This window comes from Pseudodesulfovibrio sp. JC047, from assembly GCF_010468615.1.
In the GTDB taxonomy this organism is placed as follows: Bacteria; Desulfobacterota; Desulfovibrionia; order Desulfovibrionales; family Desulfovibrionaceae; genus Pseudodesulfovibrio.
The window spans coordinates 82162-100100 of the sequence record NZ_WUEH01000010.1 but is presented as its reverse complement, the minus strand read 5'-3'; the positions used below and the strand labels follow the sequence as shown (position 1 = coordinate 100100).

Annotated in this window: 18 protein-coding genes; 14 read left to right on the top strand and 4 right to left on the bottom strand. The window is 56.8% G+C overall.

Annotated features, from left to right (window positions below; all coding sequences use genetic code 11):
- Window positions 1-34: 34 nt before the first annotated feature.
- The 10 genes from GO013_RS08505 (at window position 35) to GO013_RS08460 (ending at window position 11579) form a co-directional block, all read left to right on the top strand.
- Window positions 35-1810 (top strand): hypothetical protein, encoded by a 1776-nt coding sequence (locus GO013_RS08505; RefSeq protein ID WP_163810115.1) that lies wholly within the window; start codon window positions 35-37, stop codon window positions 1808-1810.
- A 9-nt stretch (window positions 1811-1819) separates the two neighbouring features.
- On the top strand, window positions 1820-2335 hold the full coding sequence (larC, locus tag GO013_RS08500) for a nickel insertion protein (RefSeq protein ID WP_163810113.1): 516 nt from the start codon (window positions 1820-1822) through the stop codon (window positions 2333-2335).
- Window positions 2336-2715: 380 nt separating this feature from the next.
- Entirely contained in the window at window positions 2716-4128 is a 1413-nt protein-coding gene (larC, locus tag GO013_RS08495) for a nickel pincer cofactor biosynthesis protein LarC (protein ID WP_163810111.1), read from the top strand.
- Window positions 4129-4422: 294 nt separating this feature from the next.
- Window positions 4423-5178 carry a nickel pincer cofactor biosynthesis protein LarB gene (gene larB / locus GO013_RS08490; protein ID WP_163810109.1) on the top strand — a complete coding sequence of 252 codons (756 nt, stop codon included), beginning with the start codon at window positions 4423-4425 and terminating at the stop codon, window positions 5176-5178.
- A 407-nt stretch (window positions 5179-5585) separates the two neighbouring features.
- Window positions 5586-7037 carry a GTP cyclohydrolase MptA gene (mptA, locus tag GO013_RS08485; RefSeq protein ID WP_163810107.1) on the top strand — a complete coding sequence of 484 codons (1452 nt, stop codon included), beginning with the start codon at window positions 5586-5588 and terminating at the stop codon, window positions 7035-7037.
- A 9-nt stretch (window positions 7038-7046) separates the two neighbouring features.
- Window positions 7047-7529: a 6-pyruvoyl tetrahydropterin synthase family protein gene (locus GO013_RS08480; RefSeq protein WP_163810105.1), complete on the top strand. Its 483-nt coding sequence runs from the start codon at window positions 7047-7049 to the stop codon at window positions 7527-7529.
- Between the two features lie 12 nt (window positions 7530-7541).
- Entirely contained in the window at window positions 7542-8885 is a 1344-nt protein-coding gene (locus tag GO013_RS08475) for a DUF6513 domain-containing protein (RefSeq protein WP_163810103.1), read from the top strand.
- 9 nt (window positions 8886-8894) lie between these two features.
- The gene (locus GO013_RS08470) at window positions 8895-9749 is read left to right on the top strand and encodes a formylmethanofuran dehydrogenase subunit C (protein WP_163810101.1); all 855 of its coding nucleotides are present in this window, start codon (window positions 8895-8897) and stop codon (window positions 9747-9749) included.
- The gene (gene mch / locus GO013_RS08465) at window positions 9727-10698 is read left to right on the top strand and encodes a methenyltetrahydromethanopterin cyclohydrolase (protein WP_203529467.1); all 972 of its coding nucleotides are present in this window, start codon (window positions 9727-9729) and stop codon (window positions 10696-10698) included. The genes GO013_RS08470 and mch overlap by 23 nt, the downstream gene beginning before the upstream one ends.
- On the top strand, window positions 10695-11579 hold the full coding sequence (locus tag GO013_RS08460; protein WP_163810099.1) for a RimK family alpha-L-glutamate ligase: 885 nt from the start codon (window positions 10695-10697) through the stop codon (window positions 11577-11579). Before mch ends, GO013_RS08460 begins: the two co-directional genes overlap by 4 nt.
- On the opposite strand, the gene GO013_RS08455 is transcribed toward GO013_RS08460, so the two are convergent.
- A complete protein-coding gene (locus GO013_RS08455) occupies window positions 11571-12314 on the bottom strand; it encodes a HisA/HisF-related TIM barrel protein (RefSeq protein ID WP_163810097.1) in 744 nt (247 codons plus the stop codon). The two genes, GO013_RS08460 and GO013_RS08455, sit on opposite strands and share 9 nt — an antisense overlap.
- 15 nt (window positions 12315-12329) lie before the next feature.
- Between GO013_RS08455 and GO013_RS08450 the strand changes: the two genes are divergently transcribed.
- The 3 genes from GO013_RS08450 to GO013_RS08440 are packed head-to-tail and all read left to right on the top strand — an operon-like array spanning window position 12330 to window position 15056.
- Window positions 12330-13328: an ATP-grasp domain-containing protein gene (locus GO013_RS08450; RefSeq protein ID WP_163810096.1), complete on the top strand. Its 999-nt coding sequence runs from the start codon at window positions 12330-12332 to the stop codon at window positions 13326-13328.
- Window positions 13321-14373, top strand: a complete 1053-nt coding sequence (locus GO013_RS08445) for a hydantoinase/oxoprolinase family protein (RefSeq protein WP_163810094.1) — start codon at window positions 13321-13323, stop codon at window positions 14371-14373. The genes GO013_RS08450 and GO013_RS08445 overlap by 8 nt, the downstream gene beginning before the upstream one ends.
- Window positions 14370-15056 (top strand): hypothetical protein, encoded by a 687-nt coding sequence (locus tag GO013_RS08440; protein WP_163810092.1) that lies wholly within the window; start codon window positions 14370-14372, stop codon window positions 15054-15056. The genes GO013_RS08445 and GO013_RS08440 overlap by 4 nt, the downstream gene beginning before the upstream one ends.
- On the opposite strand, the gene GO013_RS08435 is transcribed toward GO013_RS08440, so the two are convergent.
- Entirely contained in the window at window positions 15026-15736 is a 711-nt protein-coding gene (locus tag GO013_RS08435; protein WP_163810090.1) for a (5-formylfuran-3-yl)methyl phosphate synthase, read from the bottom strand. The two genes, GO013_RS08440 and GO013_RS08435, sit on opposite strands and share 31 nt — an antisense overlap.
- 84 nt (window positions 15737-15820) lie before the next feature.
- Between GO013_RS08435 and GO013_RS08430 the strand changes: the two genes are divergently transcribed.
- Complete coding sequence (locus tag GO013_RS08430) at window positions 15821-16414, top strand: DUF447 domain-containing protein (RefSeq protein ID WP_163810088.1); 594 nt, start codon at window positions 15821-15823, stop codon at window positions 16412-16414.
- Window position 16415: 1 nt separating this feature from the next.
- Here GO013_RS08430 and GO013_RS08425 read toward each other — a convergent pair whose 3' ends face one another.
- On the bottom strand, window positions 16416-17378 hold the full coding sequence (locus tag GO013_RS08425; protein ID WP_163810086.1) for a beta-ribofuranosylaminobenzene 5'-phosphate synthase family protein: 963 nt from the start codon (window positions 17376-17378) through the stop codon (window positions 16416-16418).
- Window positions 17375-17938 (bottom strand): archaeoflavoprotein AfpA, encoded by a 564-nt coding sequence (gene afpA, locus GO013_RS08420; protein ID WP_163810084.1) that lies wholly within the window; start codon window positions 17936-17938, stop codon window positions 17375-17377. Before afpA ends, GO013_RS08425 begins: the two co-directional genes overlap by 4 nt.
- Between the last annotated feature and the right edge of the window lies 1 nt (window position 17939).

The window sequence follows — 17939 nt, the reverse complement described above, 5'->3', positions numbered from 1 at the left end:
TGAATGCGCTAACAATACCTAGGAGACAATCGAAATGAAAAAAGAACTTTTAGCTGGCATGATGGCGATTACTTCTAATGTAGATAATATGACAGCCGACCGTGTTGAAGCTTTGACCAAAGGTCACGGTATGCTGAGTTTGGCTGCGTTGTGCGCGGCGAACGCCATTACCTACGAAATCCTGAAAGGCCGCAGCATCAAGATCAAGGATGCCAACCTGGCCCATTTGCCCTTGGACTACGTTGTTGAAGCCGGTGTCAAGGCTGCCCTGGAAGCTGGAGCCGCTCCGGCCAACGCCGCTTTGATTACAGCAGTTCTGTTGAATATCGCCGGAACCGAGTCTCGCGCCGGTGTGCCCGCTGGTAACCGTAAACTCGGTGCCATGGCCCGCATGAAAGCTGGTGCCGAGCGCGCTGGTGTCATGTCCATTCCGACCTCCAAGCTCACCGGCAAGCTGTCCGGTTTCGCTGCTGTCCATGCGCTGTACGAAGCCATGCGCAAGGGTGAAGTCTGCCGTGTTGATGGTGCTGATGTTCCCGCCTTTGTTGCTGGTGGTGCCGTGTACGGTCATAGCACATTGGGTGAGGATATTACCTATATTGACCTGTGCAAGAACGGAACGCGTGCCGCAGTTGAAGGCATGAAGGCCACCTATCGTGGTGCCGGTATCACCCCCAGCCCCATTGCCTGCGCCATGCTGGCTGCTGCTGCGGTTCTGGAAGTCGTGAATCCTGATGGCATGATCGACGAAGCCGAAGGCGAGTTCTTCAAGCAAGGCACCTGCTACATGGCTGGTAAGGGTGCCATGGAAGCGGCCGGATTGCCTGAGAAACTGCATCTCAAGGGCACCATGCAGGAATTCGACACCGCCACGCTGGTCGGTGACCTCGGCATGATCCTCAAGGACGTTGGTTCTCCGACCGTTGTCGGCATGATGACCTTGAACGAGATCTTGGCCGCATTCATGGAAGGCCCGATTATCGGTGCCGGTTTCGGTGGTGGCCCGCTGAATCCGCCGTTGGCGCACTGCGTTGCCGACTGCGTTGTTGCCATGAAGGTTCTCATCAGCGAGGACGGCACCATGGATTCCGCAGCTGATACGATTCGTGAGATCAAGATGAATCATTTCATTGATGGTGGAACGTCCGCTGTTGCCTACAACATCATTGCACGGAAGGCCGAGCAGGTTCGTCGTGGTTCGGTGACTGAAGCCATGATCAAGGGAACCGAGGGTATTCGGATCAGAATGATCAGCGAACGTGCTGAAGAGACCTACAATGGATTGAACGAAGGCAAAAGCCTGGAAGACATCTGCCGCGACATGGACGAGCAGCGCAAACTCATGGTTGAGAAGAATTCGTCCACCGTGCTGTCCGCATTCCTTGGTGCCGAAATCTCCATCGCCTTTACCAAGATAGCTGGTGGCGCACGCCGGAGCCATCCTTTTGCCGGTTTCTTCTGGGGCTTTGACTCCGATGTAGACGCTGAAGTCACCATCAACGGTGAAAAGTTCGTGTTGGAAGGACTGTGTCACAAGGTCGTTCCCGATGCCGTGCTGAACAAGAAGTCCGAGCTGTCCATGGCTATTTCCTGCGCGGCAGTCGCCATTCAGGAATTGATGTACATCGGTTGCGCTCCTCTGAACGTGATTGTTCCGGCCACCATTGCTGCTGCCATGGGTAAATTGAGTCCCAAGGACGCTGGCAAACAGGCTTCGAAGGGCGCCAAGCTGACCATGGCCATTCCTGGTGCCGCTGAAAAGGCGCAGGAATGCGGTGAGTTGGCAGTACGGATTTTGAAAGACCTCTAGGTCGGTCCCATGCTGTTGATGATCAATGTTGACGACATATCGGGCGAGCTGGTGCCTCATGCCATTGATTCCTTGATGAAACAGGGAGCCAAGAGTGTGCATGTGGTACCGGCCATCACCAAAAAGGGTCGCCCTGAGTTCATCTTCTTTATTGATGCTCCAGAAGATCGAACAGACGACCTTGCCCGGTACGTGACGTCGGAATTGGGAACATTGGGTGTGAAAGTCATTAAACACGATCATATCTATGTCCCATACCACATGACGAGCATCCTGGTGGAGTGCCCCGGTGCGGGGCTGGCCGAGCCGCTCACGGTTCATGCCAAGTGCTTTGACAGCAAGGAGTCGAGTGCTCCCTACGTCAAGGCGGAGTTCGATGATCTCCGTGCGGCCTTGGATGTCCTGATACAGGCAGACCAGCTCATCACCTTTACCACCCTCAAATCTCTGGTGGAGCTGGTGGCCTTGAGTGGCTGCCAAAGCACTGTCGGAGGGGTGACCGCGAGACCTGAAAGCGTTGAATAGGCTTTGAGTTCGCGTCAAAATTGAGGGGGGTGTCTGTTCCGGAACCGTTGAACACGACGGTTTCCGTCGGGCACGCCATAACGAAGTCGTGGAGGCCCCCGCGCGAGGGGACATTCGGACCATGTCGCGTCATTGCCCATTTTTGGGGCAGGGTCCGAATATAAAAGAGTGTGCGCTTTGACAGTGTCATACTTCTCGGATGGCACAGTGGCTTTATAGATGCGTTTGAATATGTTGCCACTGCAATGAAAGGTATTTATTTTGCAATGTGAGAGAAAAGTTCAGCGTGTGTTTTTGGGATTTCAGCAACCACTTATACCGTCGGGTAAGCAGATATTGCTTGCCGTTCAATGTGTTTTGGCGACAGGAGAATCATCACTATGAACATACTCTATTATGAGTGCTTTGCCGGAATAAGCGGGGATATGAATCTGGCTGCCATGATCGACCTTGGCGTCCCCCCCGAATTTTTGCGCACCGAGTTGAGCAAACTCGGGCTTGACCATGAATTTGATGTGCAGGTCACTGCCGCTTCCCGTCAGGGAATATGTGGCACCCGGGTGGATGTGGTGCTCAAGAATCAGCCCGAGGGGCACGTTCACGAGGAACAGGCTTCGATCCACGGTCAGACGCAGACACACCACCATGGTGATGGCGACGGACACACGCATGACCACGTTCACGAACACGAGCATACCCATGAACACGCTCACACTCATGAACACGAGCATCATCACGAACATGATGATGAGCACGGCCATGAACACGAGCACGCTCATACGCATACGCACGAACACGGCCATGAACACAAGCACGACCACGGTCATACACATGGTGCGCATCGGAATCTCGCAGACATTACCGAGATTATAGAGGGAAGTCGCCTTGATCCCGAAGTCAAGAAGACCAGCCTGCGCATTTTTCGGAAAGTGGCCATGGCGGAATCACATGTTCACGGAAAACCGCTTGATGAAGTCCATTTCCATGAAGTGGGCGCAACGGATTCCATTGTTGATATTGTGGGTGCGGCCATCTGCTTTCAGTATTTGGGTGTTGACTCGGTCTGGTCCTCTTCGGTGGAACTGGGCGGAGGCTTCATCCAGTGTGCCCATGGGAATATCCCGGTTCCGGCCCCGGCCACGCTAGAGATACTGCACGGAGTGCCGACCACGAGAGGCGCGACGCGCAAGGAGGCCACAACGCCGACCGGAGCGGCCATTCTGGCGGCTTTGGTCGAGAATTTTACCGATACACCGTCTCTGGTGACGGAAAAGACCGCCTATGGCATCGGGCATCGGGAAGTGAATATTCCGAATATCCTGCGGGTGCAGTTGGCTCGGCCCGTTTCAACCGGTGAGACCGTGCAGTCCGCCTGTTTGCTGACCTGCAACATTGACGATATGACCGCCGAGATGTTGGGAGTCGCCATGGATATTCTCATGGACCAGGGGGCGATGGATGTCCATTTTACGCCCATCATCATGAAAAAGAATCGTCCGGCGACCAGTCTTTCCCTGTTGTGTTCCGTGGCCGACGAAGCGCGTTTCAAGGATCTGCTGTTTCGGCATACCTCCACGTTGGGTATCAAGAGTTTTCCGTTGACAAAAACAGAGTTGAAACGGTCATTCGAGCGTCTTGAAACACCGTTTGGCCCGGTGACTATGAAAAATGCGTACAGAAATGACGAGATGATTCGGTCCAAGCCCGAGTTGGAGGATTGTCGTCGTCTCGCTGAGAAGCACGATATTCCCTTGGTGGAAGTCTATGACAGTATCGCCAGACTCAAAGGGTAGACGACCAATGACGGCCATGCCGCGTTTTCGACAGACAGGTTTTTCACGCGGTGTGAAAAATGTTTTTTGACGGCGAAGCCTGGTGGCTTGAACAGCCCACGGAGTTGTAGAGAACAGAGCTTTGGACACAGTTTTTTGAAAAGTTTTAGTATGGAATCATGGTGACTTCGTCAGATTGAAATAGGACTCGAGCGTGAAATCGGATTGACAGCGGTGTCGTCTCCCAATGGTGCAGATTTTTTTGCCCTGGTTCATATGACGAATGACCGCCTCGACAGAAAGGATGAGAGGAACATGAATACACTGGACTCATTGAAACAACTATTGACCGACGTACAAAATGGCACTGTGGATGTGGAACAGGGAATGGACCACTTGCGTGATTTCCCCTACATGGACATCGGGCATACCAAGATCGATTTGCACCGGACGTTTCGAAACGGATTTCCCGAAGTGATCTACGGGGCCGGTAAAACCCCGGAACAGGTGGGCGACATCTTTCTCCGCATGAAAGACCAAAGCAATGTCCTGGCCACGCGTGTGTCGCCCGAAATGGCCGAACATGTCCTCTCGATCGTGCCTGGTGTCGAGTACAACCAGATGGGCAAAACCCTGACCTTCATTCAGGAACCGATCGAATACCGGGACGGGTCTGTCGCCATCGTCACTGCTGGCACATCTGATCTCGATGTGGCCGAAGAAGCCCGGGTGACCTGCGAGATGCTCGGCAGCCGGTCCTTTGTCTTGTCCGACGTGGGGGTGGCCGGTATCCACCGTCTTCTCGATCATCTTGATGAAATTCGCGAGGCCAATGTCATTATCGTGGTCGCCGGCATGGAAGGCGCGCTTGCCAGTGTCATTGGCGGACTGGTGTCCCAACCGATTGTCGCGGTTCCCACTTCGGTGGGATATGGAGCGGCTTTTTCCGGTCTTTCCGCATTGTTGGGTATGCTCACCTCCTGCGCCAGCGGGGTGACAGTGGTCAACATCGACAATGGATTCGGAGCGGCCTGCGCGGCCTGCAAAATCAATAATCTTGTTGCGAGGTAACCGACTGACACGAGCGGGGAAAAACTGACGCGGTACGCTTGAAACGAGGCATCTCATGCGCGATCGAGCCTGTGTCCCCGGATACCCTTTTCGTGTCATCGAATCAGAAGCGACGATCGTTCATGCCCTGGGAAAGGTGTATTCTCTGACTCGTTCATGCTGCGCCGTATATCCGGTTTCTGGCGAGGGCAAATTGTCCTGTACAGCCGGTTTTGACGCTGAAAACAGGCTCTTTCACGGGGTTTGGTCGTTTCGGAAAAAAATGATATAATTCTTTGAAATAATGAAGGAATAGTGATTGAATAACAGGTGATTTTTCCCGCGTGGGTGTCTGAATCAGCATCCTGTGCGGATACAATACGGAGCGAACGCAAACCGCGCATTCGTGCGCGAATCAGGAGATATACATGGGCGGACAGCATACCGCTTATCTGGGATTGGGAGCGAATCAGGGAAACCGCCTGGCCAACTTGTTGCAAGCCCTGCAATACATGCGAGCCAGGATGACCATTGAGAAAACGTCTTCCTATTATGAAACCGATCCGGTGGGATATGAAGATCAACCCGATTTCATCAATATGGCCTGTCAGGTGAAGACGGAATTGGCCCCCCAGGAACTTCTGTCTTTTCTCAAACGCATTGAAAAACGCATGGGACGCAAGAAGACTTTTCGGAATGGCCCGCGTCCCATCGACATTGACATTCTGTTTTATGATGATCTCATTCTCGAGGCCGAGGGCCTGTCCATTCCCCATCCACGGGTCCATGAACGGGCTTTTGTCCTGGTGCCTCTCGTGGAAATCGAGCCGGGATTGATTCACACCACGCTCGATGAAAGTGTGGAGACGTTGCTGGGTCGTCTGAAAGATTGGGGCGTGACCAAAAAAAGTATCCTTCCTCCTCCGGCGCATGATGTGCAACAGGAAAAACCCAGTGTGCCCGTGAGCCTGAGTCGGGTTGGAGTGACCAATGTCCAACGCAATATCCAGTTGGGAAACGGCGGTGGTGCGGAACTGTTTCAGGCGTCATTGGATTTGTATGCCGACCTCGATGCGGAGCAGGCAGGTGTCCACATGTCCCGATTCAGTCAGGCCACCGAAGAATTGGTCCATAATCTGACATTGGTGCCCACCCCGAACATCGAATCGCTGGCAGGCAATCTGTCCCGGCAGGTTCTGGTCGATCAGGGGGCGTTGCGGTCGGAAGTCCGTATCACTGCGCGATCATCCATTGGCAAGGTAACCCCGGTTTCGGGTAAATTCACCGAAGAATTGTACACCTTGATCGGCACGGCTTCCAGCACTGCCGAGCGAACCCGGTGCCTCGTCGGCGTGAGTGTCGAGGGCATGACCGTGTGTCCGTGTGCGCAGGACATGGTTCGGATCAATTCCAGGGAAATCCTGCTCCAGGAAGGGTTTACCGAAGAACAGGCCGATCGCATCTTGGATGCCATCCCGGTTGCATCGCACAACCAGCGCGGACTCGGGACACTCATGATCGGTACGGATGTGCAGGTCCGTGCCGAAAGTCTGGTCCACATTCTCGAAGCGGCCATGAGTTCCGAAACCTACACGCTGCTGAAACGTCCCGATGAGTTTTTCGTGGTCAACAAGGCCCATCGTCATCCTCGATTCGTGGAAGACGTGGTCAGGGAGGTCCTCCGGTTGCTGGTGGATTCCTTCCCGGACTTGTCGGACGATTCCTTTGTGTTTGTTCGGCAGGAGAATCTCGAATCCATTCACAAGCACAATGCCTGTGCCGAACGCTATGGCTTGTTGGGTGGTATTCGGCGTGAGTTGGAGGGTGAACCATTGGACCCGGCCAGTTGTCTCACCATGGACGAGTGGCTGAAATCCTAGGGAGGCGACATGTACAGTTTGAACGTGGACAGTCAGCACCTGAATTTCAGTGCGGCTCATTTCATCACCTTTGCCGGCAAGTGCGAGCGGTTGCACGGCCACAACTACGCGGTTGGGGTGTACCTTGAAGGTGGATTGACCGAAGACGACTACGTGTATGATTTCGTGGAGTTGAAAAAGAAGGTCAAGGCCTTGTGCGATACGCTGGACCACAAGTTCCTGTTGCCCACGGAAAATCCGCAGTTTCAGGTGACGTTCGCCGATGGCGAGGTTGAGATTCGGGTGCATGAACGCCGCTATGTCTTCCCTGAACGGGACGTGCAGGTGGTGCCGGTCTCCAATATCACCGCCGAATGTCTGGCCAAATACCTGGCTGGTGAATTGCTCAGGGAATTGACGGATTCGGAAACGCTTTCTGTCGTGCAGGTCAGTGTGGAAGAAGCCCCGGGACAGGCTGCGTCATTCCGTATTGAAAACGGGCAACGGGGATAGAGGCTCGGTCGTATGGACGCTTCTCGACAACGCTATCTGTTCGTGACGGGCAAGTTGGCGGCCAGGGCTCTCACCGATGTCTTGAAGGCCATGGATCCGGATTTTGAGTATGAAATCAGCGTCTTGAATTCTTCGGTAGCGGCCCTGATGAATTTGCATTGGATCGGGGAGCGACTGGAAGGGGCCGAGCGATTCGACACCGTGGTCGTGCCCGGTCGATGTCACGGAGAAATCGATGTTCTGGCTCGCCACCTCGGCACCAAGGTCGTGCGTGGACCGGAGGATCTCAATGATCTCCCGGCGTTTTTCGGCATGGCCGGGACCAAACCGGATTTGTCGGAATATCACACGAAAATCCTGAGCGAGATTGTTGACGCCTATACCATCGGTACAGAAGCTATCGTGGCCCGGGCTTTCTATTATCGGGAAAATGGCGCGGATGTCATTGATCTGGGCTGTCCTCCGTCCGGGGGATTCCCCGGCGTGGGCGAGGCCGTGACCGCGCTCAAGTCCCGTGGATTCATGGTCAGTGTGGATACCTTTGACCCGGATACCATTCGGGAAGCCGATCGGGCCGGGGTGGACATGCTGCTGTCGGTCAACAGTTCCAACATCGAGGTGGCACGAGACATCCGTGCCAAGGTGGTGGTCATTCCCGATTTCGGCAAGGGTGTGGAGTCCATGGAGCGCAGTGCCGCTCAACTTGTCGAGTGGGGAGTGCCCCATGTGCTGGACCCGATTCTCGATCCCATCGGGTTCGGATTGGCCGACTCCATCGCCCGGTACTCGGCGATCAGGGAAAAGTATCCCGAAGCGGAGATGCTCATGGGATTGGGCAATCTTACCGAACTGACCCACGCTGATACCACGGGTATCAATGCGGTCATGGCCGGGATCATGGCGGAACAGTCCATTGATTTTGTCCTGACGACCGAAGTTTCTCCCCATGCCACCGGTGTGATTCGGGAATTTGATCGGGCCAGACGCATGATGCATTATTCCGTCAACAATCATGTGCTCCCCGTGAATCTGACCGACGATTTGCTGACCATAAAGGACGCGGTTCGACCGGAATTTTCAGACGAGGAACTGGCGGCCATCCATGCCGATGTCAAGGACCGCAACTTTCGGATATTCGTGTCCGGAGGTGCAGTGGTGGTGTTCAACCGGGAGGTTTTTCTGCGGGGAACAGACACGCAAAAGTTGTTTGACCAGATGGGTGTTCAGGACCCCAGTCACGCTTATTACATTGGCCGTGAACTCGAACGGGCCGTGACCGCTGCCAGATTGGGCAAACGGTATGTGCAGGATAACCCGATTCATTACGGCTACCTGTCGGGTCCCAGTCGGTCATGAGAATGAGGCATGAATTTTCAGGCTGAGACCGAAGGCGGTACGGACGCCTGCACCCGACTCATCCTCAAGACACCACTGTCCATTCCTCTGAGGGCTCCGTGCCTGACCCCGGATGTCCTGGCTGGAAAATCCGAACAGGATATCGCGCGCCTGACCGTCATGTCCGGGGAGGATCGAATCCCTCTGGGCGAGCTGTTTCATATCAGACCGGGACAGACCGACGGTGTTGAACTGGTTGGCGATATGGCGTTGGTGCACGGCATTGGGCAATCCATGCGCCACGGTCGATTGATGATTCGAGGGAATGTCGGTCGGGACCTCGGAGCGTTCATGCGGGGCGGGTCCATCTTCGTGGATGGTTCTGCCGATGCCTATGCCGGGGCGCAGATGCGTGGCGGACGGATTCGGATAACAGGCAATGCGGGCCGTCGGGCCGGTGGGCTGTATCCGGGGCGGACCAAAGGCGTCAATCGGGGAACGCTCGTGATTGACGGCAATGCCGGGCCAGAGCTTGGCGCGGGAATGCGGCGTGGACTGGTCGTCGTGCGTGGAGATGCGGACGGCTTTGCGGGAGCGCGCATGATTGGCGGAACACTTTTCGTTTTCGGACATCCGGGAGTGCGTACCGGCATCGGAAACAGACGCGGCACTATTGTCATCCTCGGTGATTGCAGCGAACTGCCAGTGTCGTATGGTGTCAGTTGCACCTATTCCCCTTCTTTCCTCAACTGCTTCTATACGCAGTTCCGTGAATGGGGATGGGACCTGCCCGAAGGTGTAGAATCCGGGCTATACCGACAGTATGTCGGCGATACTAACGTGAACGGAAAGGGGGAAATCCTTGTTTTCAACAAATCTGAATGAACACTCCTGCGGTTTGATCCGCTTCATGGCTGAACGAGCGGACGCCTTGCATGTGGCGGCGCATACCTTGTCCAACGGGACCACCGTGGTGGATGCCGGGCTTTCGGTGACAGGTTCGCTGGAAGCCGGTCGGCTCATGGGGGAGGCGTGTCTGGCCGGATGCGGTACTGTCGGATGGAGTGAAGTCCGTCTTGGCGACGCGGTCTATCCCGGCGTGCGAGTGGTTGTTGATCGGCCCAAGGCGGGGTGCATGGCGTCCCAGTATGCGGGATGGGCGCTTTCTCTGGATGATGACGGCACCGGGTCATCCTATTTTGCCATGGGATCGGGGCCGGCCCGGATGTTGTATGCACACGAGCCTATTTTCGAGCATTTGGGGTGTTCCGAAACCGCTGATTCGGCCGCCATTGTGCTGGAGGGAACCTCGCTTCCCACTGAGACCGTGGCTGAAACGGTTGCCACGGCCTGCAAGGTGGCACCGGAAAACCTGTGCATGGTGATCGCTCCCACGGCATCCATGGCCGGTTCGGTCCAGATTTCATCCAGAGTGGTGGAAACCGGGATGCATAAATTGCACGAATTGGGATTCGATCTCGATGCCGTGGTCTCCGGATATGGAACCTGCCCGATTTCCCCGGTGGCCAAGAATGACCTTCGGGGCATTGGCCGGACCAACGACGCCGTGCTGTACGGTGGTTCGGTCTGGTATACCGTGGATTGCGAGGATGATGCCGTGGAACGGGTCATCGACATGGTTCCGTCCGGTTCATCAAAGGATTATGGCACCCTGTTTTATGATCTCTTCAAGCGGTATGATGGAGATTTCTACAAGATCGATCCCATGCTGTTCAGTCCGGCCAAGGTCACCGTGAATAATATCAGGACCGGTCGGGTCTTTTCGGCGGGATCGGTGAATGGTGAATTGTACGCGAGGTCCTGCGAGTCATGAAGGCAGTCATTCTCGGCAAGAACGGCGGTAAACATACGGTCATGCTTCAGGAGGCCCTTGCCGCTCGCGGCGTGAAGGCTCCCTGCCTGCCCATGACCCGGATCACGGCCAGACCCGGACAGGACCCGCTGGCGACGCTTGCGGGGCAGGGAACGGACGACCGGCGACTGGCTGATGCGGATGTGGTTTTTGTGCGATGCGTTCCCGGTGGTTCACTGGAACAGGTCATTTATCGTCTCGATATTCTGCACACTCTGGTGCTTGCCGGAAAACGGGTGGTCAATCCGCCTGTTGCCATCGAACGGGGAGCGGACAAGTATCTGTCATTCGGGCTGTTGGCCAAGGCGGGGTTGCCTGTCCCGAAGACCATTGTCACCGAGCGTGTGGACGAAGCCATGGTCGCGTTTCATGAATTGGGTGGCGATGTGGTGGTGAAGCCGTTGTTCGGTGCCGAGGGGCGCGGCATGACCCGCGTTCAGGACCCGGATGTGGCCTATCGGGTTTTCAAGGCCTTGGAGCTGGGTGGATACATTTATTATCTCCAGGAATTCCTGGAGCATCAGAATGAGGATATCCGGCTGTTTGTGGTGGGTGGCGAAGTGATCGCCGCCATGCGCAGACAGGGCACGACCTGGAAAACCAATATCTCGGTCGGGGCCAAAGGTGTTGCCTTGACGCCCGACCGGGAAATGACGGACATGGCCCTGCGTGCCGCCTCGGTCATCGGTGCCGAGTACGCCGGAGTGGATATCATGGTCACCAACGGGGAGTACCGGGTGATCGAGGTCAATTCCATCCCGGCCTGGGCAGGACTCAAGGCGGCCACAGGTGTTGATGCCGGTGCCGCCCTGGTGGAGTATGTGCTTGAGGGATCAGGCTAAATCAATTCTGGCCGCCTCTGCATCGGCTGTGGTTATCCAACGCCGGTGCAGAGCCGTGGCCGTGAGTCCTCCCTTGAGACCGAGGGCGGTTCCCTTTCGCAGGTCGTCTGGTGACGCGATGCCGCCACCAGCCAGACAGGTGATGTTCGGGAACCGTTGCATGGCCGCTTCGAGCAGGGACCAGTCCGGACCACCGCCCGTACCGACCACGTCCAGCGTCAACAGGATGAAGGTGTTCAGACCCATGTCTATCATGCGAGCCAGACCGTCCAGCGGATGCAGGTCCTTGAGTTCCGGGGCCGTGGTGAGTATTTTGGTGTTGTGCACGTCAAGGCTCGGGAGAATCCGATCTTTGCCAGCGGCTTCGATCATTGCATCCAGCATGGACAGGGTGGGCAATGTCTCGGTCCCAAGAATGGCCCGGCCGACACCCAGTTCCATCAGGGTCCGGACATCCGTGGCATTTTTCACTCCCGCGTCAACAATGCATTCACACTGCACCGTCCGGGTCACGTCCCGAATGATATCCTGTTGCCAGGGGCGTCCCTGGAGTGCGTCGAGGTCCGCAATGTACATGGTCCGGCACTGGGTGACACGCTCCAGCGCGCGAGCCACGGCAATGGGGTCCGCCGAATCGACTATTTCACTGTTGACGGGTTGGTATCGGGTCCGCTCGCCGCGAATGGCGGCCACGGCCTGTCCGTTCAATATATCAATAACCGGAATGATTTCCATGGGAACAACTCCATTATGAATCTGTTTGTTTTTGAATTTTTCAGTGCCGGAGCCATGGCCGACACCCCGCTTGCCGCCAGTGCTTTGCCCGAAGGGCTGGCCATGCTGAACGCGCTCCTGCGGGATTTTTCCCGGGTGGACGATTGCCGGACCATGACCTGTGTGCAGCCGAATCTGTCCGTTGAGGCGGATGAAGTTCTGACTGTGTCCGGCGATTGGGAAGCCGTCTTTGACACGCTTGCTTCCCGCGCTGATTTCGCCCTTGTCATTGCACCGGATGCGGGCGATTATTTGGCCGACCTCAGTCAACGGGCCATGGCCCAAGGATGCCGACTGCTGAGCAGTGCTCCCGAAGCGATCCGTCGTGCCACGGACAAGAAACAGTGTGGCCAACTGCTGCGCACGGCAGGCATCGCCATGCCCGAGTCCATGCCGGTTTCCCGTGAGACTCTCGGTTCGGTTGTGGCACACATGGGGTTTCCTGTCGTGGTCAAGCCGATTTTCGGTCAGGATTGCGACGGCGTCAGCCTGGTTTCATCGACCAGTGATCTGGATCGGGCCATGCAATTATTGGATGGCCAATCCGAGTTTCTGGTGCAACGATATCAGCCCGGTGTCACGGCCAGTGCAAGCCTGCTCGTGAGCGGGAAAAAGAATACGCCCCTGAGTCTGAACATGCAACATATCACGCCGGGGCAGCCCTTTACCTATTGCGGGGGAATGACACCGCTGGTTCATCCGCAGGCCTCGGCAGCGTTGGACATGGCAACCGGGGCTGTAGGATGTCTTCCCGGTCTGCGTGGATTCGTGGGAGTCGATATGGTCCTGACTGATGATGCCTGTGTGGTCATCGAGATCAATCCGAGGGTGACCGTGGCCTATACCGGGGTTTCCCAATCTCTTGACCTCAATGTGGCACAGGCGATGGTTGATGCGGCTGTCCTCGATCGGTTGCCTGAGAATGTGGTCTCGAAGCGGAGTATTTCATTTGATAAAGGAGGTCCTCGTGGTTGAATCCCGTGGGATTTTGGGACTTGATATCGGCGGGGCCAATGTAAAGGCGGCTCGTCTGGATCGGGATCAGCACGGCGTGTTTTCGGCCCGAGTTGCCAGTGCGCCGCTTGAAGTCTGGCGTGACCCGTCACTGCTGGTCGGGGAACTCTTGGCACTGGGGCGGGAACTGCACGCGGAAACCTGTGCGTTTGTCGCTCTGACATTGACCGCTGAACTGTGTGATTCGTTCGTTACCAAGCGGGAAGGCGTGACGTTTATTTGTGCTTCGGTGCGACAGGCCTTTCCCGATCTCGCGGTTTTCGTGTTGGACGTGATGACCGGCCAATGGGTCCCGTTGGCTCAGGAGATCGATGCCCCCTTGCGGTTTGCGGCCAACAACTGGATGGCTTCGGCCTTGCTGGCAGTCCAGTCCCACCCGAATGCGTTGCTTATCGATATTGGCAGCACGACCTCGGATATCATTCCGCTGGTCGATGGTCGGGTTGCAGCCAGGGGCAGAACCGATACCGATCGGCTTCGGTACGGGGAACTCGTGTATTGCGGGGCACTTCGCAGCAACCCGAATACCGTGGTCCAGACCGTGCCCGTGCATGGGGACCTGTGCCGTGTGGCGGACGAACGGTTTTCGTTCATGGCTGATGTGCATCTTTTACTCGGTCACATCACCGAAGCCGAATACACCTGTGCCACGGCTGACGGGCGCGGGACCTCGTTGAAAGAAGCCCACATGCGATTGGCCCGGCTGGTGTGCGCGGATAGCGAGATGCTCGGTCTGTCGGATATTCGAGGCATTGCGAGGGCCGTGTATGAGGCGCAGCTTCACGGCGTTGTCACGGCTGCGCTTCAGGTGCTGTCCGGTGTGGATTCCGAACAGCGGCCTGAAACGGTCCTGGCGGCGGGGAGCGGGGCTTTTGTGGCTGCCGAAGCCGGGTCTCGGCTGGGCATGAATGTTGTTTTCTACCCCGGTGATCCAAAGCGGAAACAGGAAGTCGTGTTGCCCGCGTTGGCTGCGGCGCGGCTGTTGGCCCAAACGGTGTGGTCATGACCGTGACCGTTCTCAAGATCGGCGGGAGTCAGACCCGGCACGATCGTTTGATGGCCTTGTGCGCCATGCTCGGCGAGATGGGCGCACGGCAGCCCCTGCTCGTGGTTCCGGGCGGTGGCGATTTTGCCGATGCGGTTCGACGGTGCAACGAGCGGTATCCTTTATCAGAGACGGCAGCCCATTGGATGGCCATCTTGGCCATGGATCAATATGGTCATGTGTTGGCGGACCTGATTCCCGGAAGCCGGATTGTCCGATCCTTGAGCGAGGTTCAAGCCGTGACTCGGGCGGGACGTGTGCCCGTGCTGTTGCCGCATGACTGGATGCGGGCCGATGACCCGTTGCCCCATTCGTGGGATGTGACGTCGGATTCCATTGCCGCGTGGGTTGCGCAGCAGGCACAGGCGCACCGGCTCATACTGGTCAAGGATGTGGACGGGTTATACGAAACTTTTCCGCCGTCATCCGATACGGCATTTTTGACGCATATCAGCGTGGACAGAGTGAACGGGAACGGCGGGGTGGATCGATTCCTGGCCGGATTGCTCGAAAAGGCCACTTGCGCAACCTGGGTGGTCAATGGGCGATTCCCCGAACGAGTTGCGCAGTTGCTTGAAACCGGAACCGCTCGGGGAACGCGAATATGCCCGAATCAGGCCGGGTTGAGCAGGGATTTGAGCTGACGGACACTCTTGGCGTTGACGCGACCATTGGCCCTGTCCCCGCCACAGACCGCAGAGCGGAAACCAGCGATGTCCGGTCCGAGTTCGCACAGGGTCGGTGCGTGATCCATGCGTAATTTTCCCGCCAGCGCGGTTTCCAGACCGAGTGTGCGGCCATGGGTCAGAAAGCGGTCCAGTGCGGGGATATCCATGAAGGAGAAAAGGGTGTCTTTCCCCTTGGTGAGCGTGTCCAACATGCAGCCGTTTGCGCCCCCTTCGGCTGCGGCGATGGGCAGATCCTCGGGGCTGATTGACCCGACAGTGTGCCCGTCCGCATAGCCCGTGGCCATGATCTTGATTTCCGGGTTGAATGAGCGGGCCGCCAGACTCACGGCGCGCACCATGGCGATGCCTTCGTCGAGATTTCTGGCCCCAAGCAGGCCGACCTTGACGTATTCCACGCCACAGGATGCGGCTCCGAGGCTGGCAAGGGCCATGGTCCCCGGCAGTTGCGGGGCATCGCCGATGGCGGCACTGACCAGAAAGTCGGACGGGGTTTTTTCACGGATGCTGCGGATGACGTCAGGGAAAGCGGCTCCCAGAGATCCTTCGGGAGGGTTTTTCACATCGATGATGTCAGCCGTGCCGGTCACGGCTTCGGAGACTTCGTCACTTGAGACGATACTGACTAAAAGTTGCATTTTATCTCGCTTTTTTTGCATGAATATTTCATGATTTCATCATTCTGAAAACAGATGGTCATTGAAGGAAAACAAGGAAAATCAATGAAGGACACCTGCCTGCACGCCTTTCATCGGCACTGGATTTATGAAGTGGTCATCACTGCCGGAAATGTTGATCGGGTGGCCGTGGGACCATTCGGGATGTGGACTGATGACGGCATGACCCTCAAGGGATCGTTTTTCAAGGGATCGTCCACCTTGCAGGCTATTGAGGCCCACCGTTGTTTCGTGGTGAATCCGGTGGATGACCCCGTGGTTTTGCACGCGGCGTTGAACCGGAGGGATTCCCTTGAGTTCGAATTCCTTTCGAGCGGTGACGCCGCAGGGTGTCCGGTGCTTGCCGGAATCCCTTCCTGGCTTGCCATGCGGGTGACCCATCTGGATGACACCGGTGACATGGTGCTGCTGGATGCCGAGGTGGTCGGCCATGGCGCAATCCATTCGGCACCGCTTGTCAATCGGGCCAAGGGGCTTTTTCTGGAAAGTCTGGTCCTGTCCACCCGGTGCGCCTTGATCGGGCAGGCCGCAGTGGAGCAGTTGCGCGAAAATGTCCGGGTCATTGCCAAGGTCGCCCCCGGGTCCCGCTATGAAAAAGCGGTCCGGGAACTGCTTGCCTTGGTAACCGAAAGTAGATGACTCAGTCGTCCACACGGATTGTCGCTCCCGAGTTGTTTGGCCTGACCACGCGGACTGTGCCGTCCAGACCGTGCGCTGTCAGGAATTCCTTGCCGGCGCGGACCACGGATTGTTCGGTTCGGCTGTCTACCAAACCATAGAGGCAGGGACCCCAAGAACTCTGGCCGACACCGTAGGCCCCGGCGGAGAGGAGGTTCTCGACCGCGTCATGGGCCAATGCTTCCCGGTAGGTCCCGCCCTGGGCCTTGTTGAAGAAATGTCCGGTCCAGGTGTCCACCTCTGTCAGGGCCGTGCCAAAGGCTTCGATATCCTTGTTGATCAGGGCGGGCAGCATGTTCAGGAGAACCGTCCGGCAAATGGCATCGGAAATGGCGCGGGTGTCACCCAGCTCATGAAACACGGTCCCTTCGTTTTTTCCTGACAAACCGGGTTTGACCGCCGGAAGGAAAAGCACGAAATGCCAGTCTTCCGGGAAATCGTGGTGGACCAGCACATTTGAGGGGACAATGACTTCTGGCCGGTCCAGACGCTGGTGGCCGCCGTCGAGAATGAATCCGCCTGATTCAAAGGTTGCGATGCCCACGCCGGAGCGAAGTCCCCGGTCCAGAGCACCGGCTGCCGTGCGAATGTCGCAGTCCATGCCGTGCAGATGGAGCAGTGCGGCTGCGGTGGCAAGGGCCGTCTGGGTACCGGACCCAAGACCGGAATGTCGGTCAATGGTGTCCTCGATCATCAAATGGGCGTTCCATGCAATCCCATACTGTTTGGCCAGTCGAGTGGCGTATTCAGCAACCTGTTCGGACCGTGGCCCGTGTACGGAAAAATCAGCGGCCGACGTGGCGGTGATGCGGGTGAATGGTTCCTTCAGCCCGACCCCGACACTGCCGTAGACAGTACCCAGTTCGGGCGTCAGATTGGTAAAACCGAAATGGAGTCTGGCGTGAGCGGTGACAGTGATTTTCATTGTGTTCCTCCGATGCCTCGTCCCAGTCGTTCTGCAAGAACCTGTCGGAGGTCGTCCAGTCCTTCCAGAACGTGGAGATCATCCATGGTGCGGAGTATTTCGACGTTGGCGACATCCACGGGCCGGATTTTCAGGGTGAATGGGGTGCCGTCCGGGAGTGTGGTGGTCGTGGTGCCGACTTGCCTGTCCACTGGGAGCAGATAGGTCGGAGTGTCACCTTTGCACGCTTGGGCAACGCAATTCGTGATGAGCGAATCGGCAATGCCGTGGGCGATTTTCGCCGTGCTGTTGGCCGTCAATGGCGCAGCCAGAAACAGGTCGTATTTGCCCACTTGAATGGGACCTGCAATGAACGGGGTGTTCGCGTCCTTTTCGACGCACACCCGTTTGGCAATGGATTTCAGACGGTCGGTCAGTTTGTACCAGTGAATCACCGTATGGGCTGCCTTGGACAAGACTGCGGTGATTTCGATGTCGGGGTCGTGCGAGACGTCCGACATGATGTCAATAAGTTCCGGCATCAGGTCGCCCGCACCAGTGATGCCCCAGACGATTTTCATA

Bases quoted from the DNA above. Each gene is read 5' to 3' on its own strand.
- GO013_RS08440 (WP_163810092.1), top strand. From the start codon at position 14,370: ATGACCGTGACCGTTCTCAAGATCGGCGGGAGTCAGACCCGGCACGAT.
- GO013_RS08450 (WP_163810096.1), top strand. From the start codon at position 12,330: ATGAATCTGTTTGTTTTTGAATTTTTCAGTGCCGGAGCCATGGCCGAC.
- larB (WP_163810109.1), top strand. From the start codon at position 4,423: ATGAATACACTGGACTCATTGAAACAACTATTGACCGACGTACAAAAT.
- GO013_RS08505 (WP_163810115.1), top strand. From the start codon at position 35: ATGAAAAAAGAACTTTTAGCTGGCATGATGGCGATTACTTCTAATGTA.
- larC (WP_163810113.1), top strand. From the start codon at position 1,820: ATGCTGTTGATGATCAATGTTGACGACATATCGGGCGAGCTGGTGCCT.
- GO013_RS08470 (WP_163810101.1), top strand. From the start codon at position 8,895: ATGAATTTTCAGGCTGAGACCGAAGGCGGTACGGACGCCTGCACCCGA.
- mptA (WP_163810107.1), top strand. From the start codon at position 5,586: ATGGGCGGACAGCATACCGCTTATCTGGGATTGGGAGCGAATCAGGGA.
- GO013_RS08455 (WP_163810097.1), bottom strand. From the start codon at position 12,314: ATGGAAATCATTCCGGTTATTGATATATTGAACGGACAGGCCGTGGCC.
- GO013_RS08460 (WP_163810099.1), top strand. From the start codon at position 10,695: ATGAAGGCAGTCATTCTCGGCAAGAACGGCGGTAAACATACGGTCATG.
- GO013_RS08435 (WP_163810090.1), bottom strand. From the start codon at position 15,736: ATGCAACTTTTAGTCAGTATCGTCTCAAGTGACGAAGTCTCCGAAGCC.
- GO013_RS08430 (WP_163810088.1), top strand. From the start codon at position 15,821: ATGAAGGACACCTGCCTGCACGCCTTTCATCGGCACTGGATTTATGAA.
- GO013_RS08475 (WP_163810103.1), top strand. From the start codon at position 7,542: ATGGACGCTTCTCGACAACGCTATCTGTTCGTGACGGGCAAGTTGGCG.
- GO013_RS08480 (WP_163810105.1), top strand. From the start codon at position 7,047: ATGTACAGTTTGAACGTGGACAGTCAGCACCTGAATTTCAGTGCGGCT.
- larC (WP_163810111.1), top strand. From the start codon at position 2,716: ATGAACATACTCTATTATGAGTGCTTTGCCGGAATAAGCGGGGATATG.
- afpA (WP_163810084.1), bottom strand. From the start codon at position 17,938: ATGAAAATCGTCTGGGGCATCACTGGTGCGGGCGACCTGATGCCGGAA.
- GO013_RS08425 (WP_163810086.1), bottom strand. From the start codon at position 17,378: ATGAAAATCACTGTCACCGCTCACGCCAGACTCCATTTCGGTTTTACC.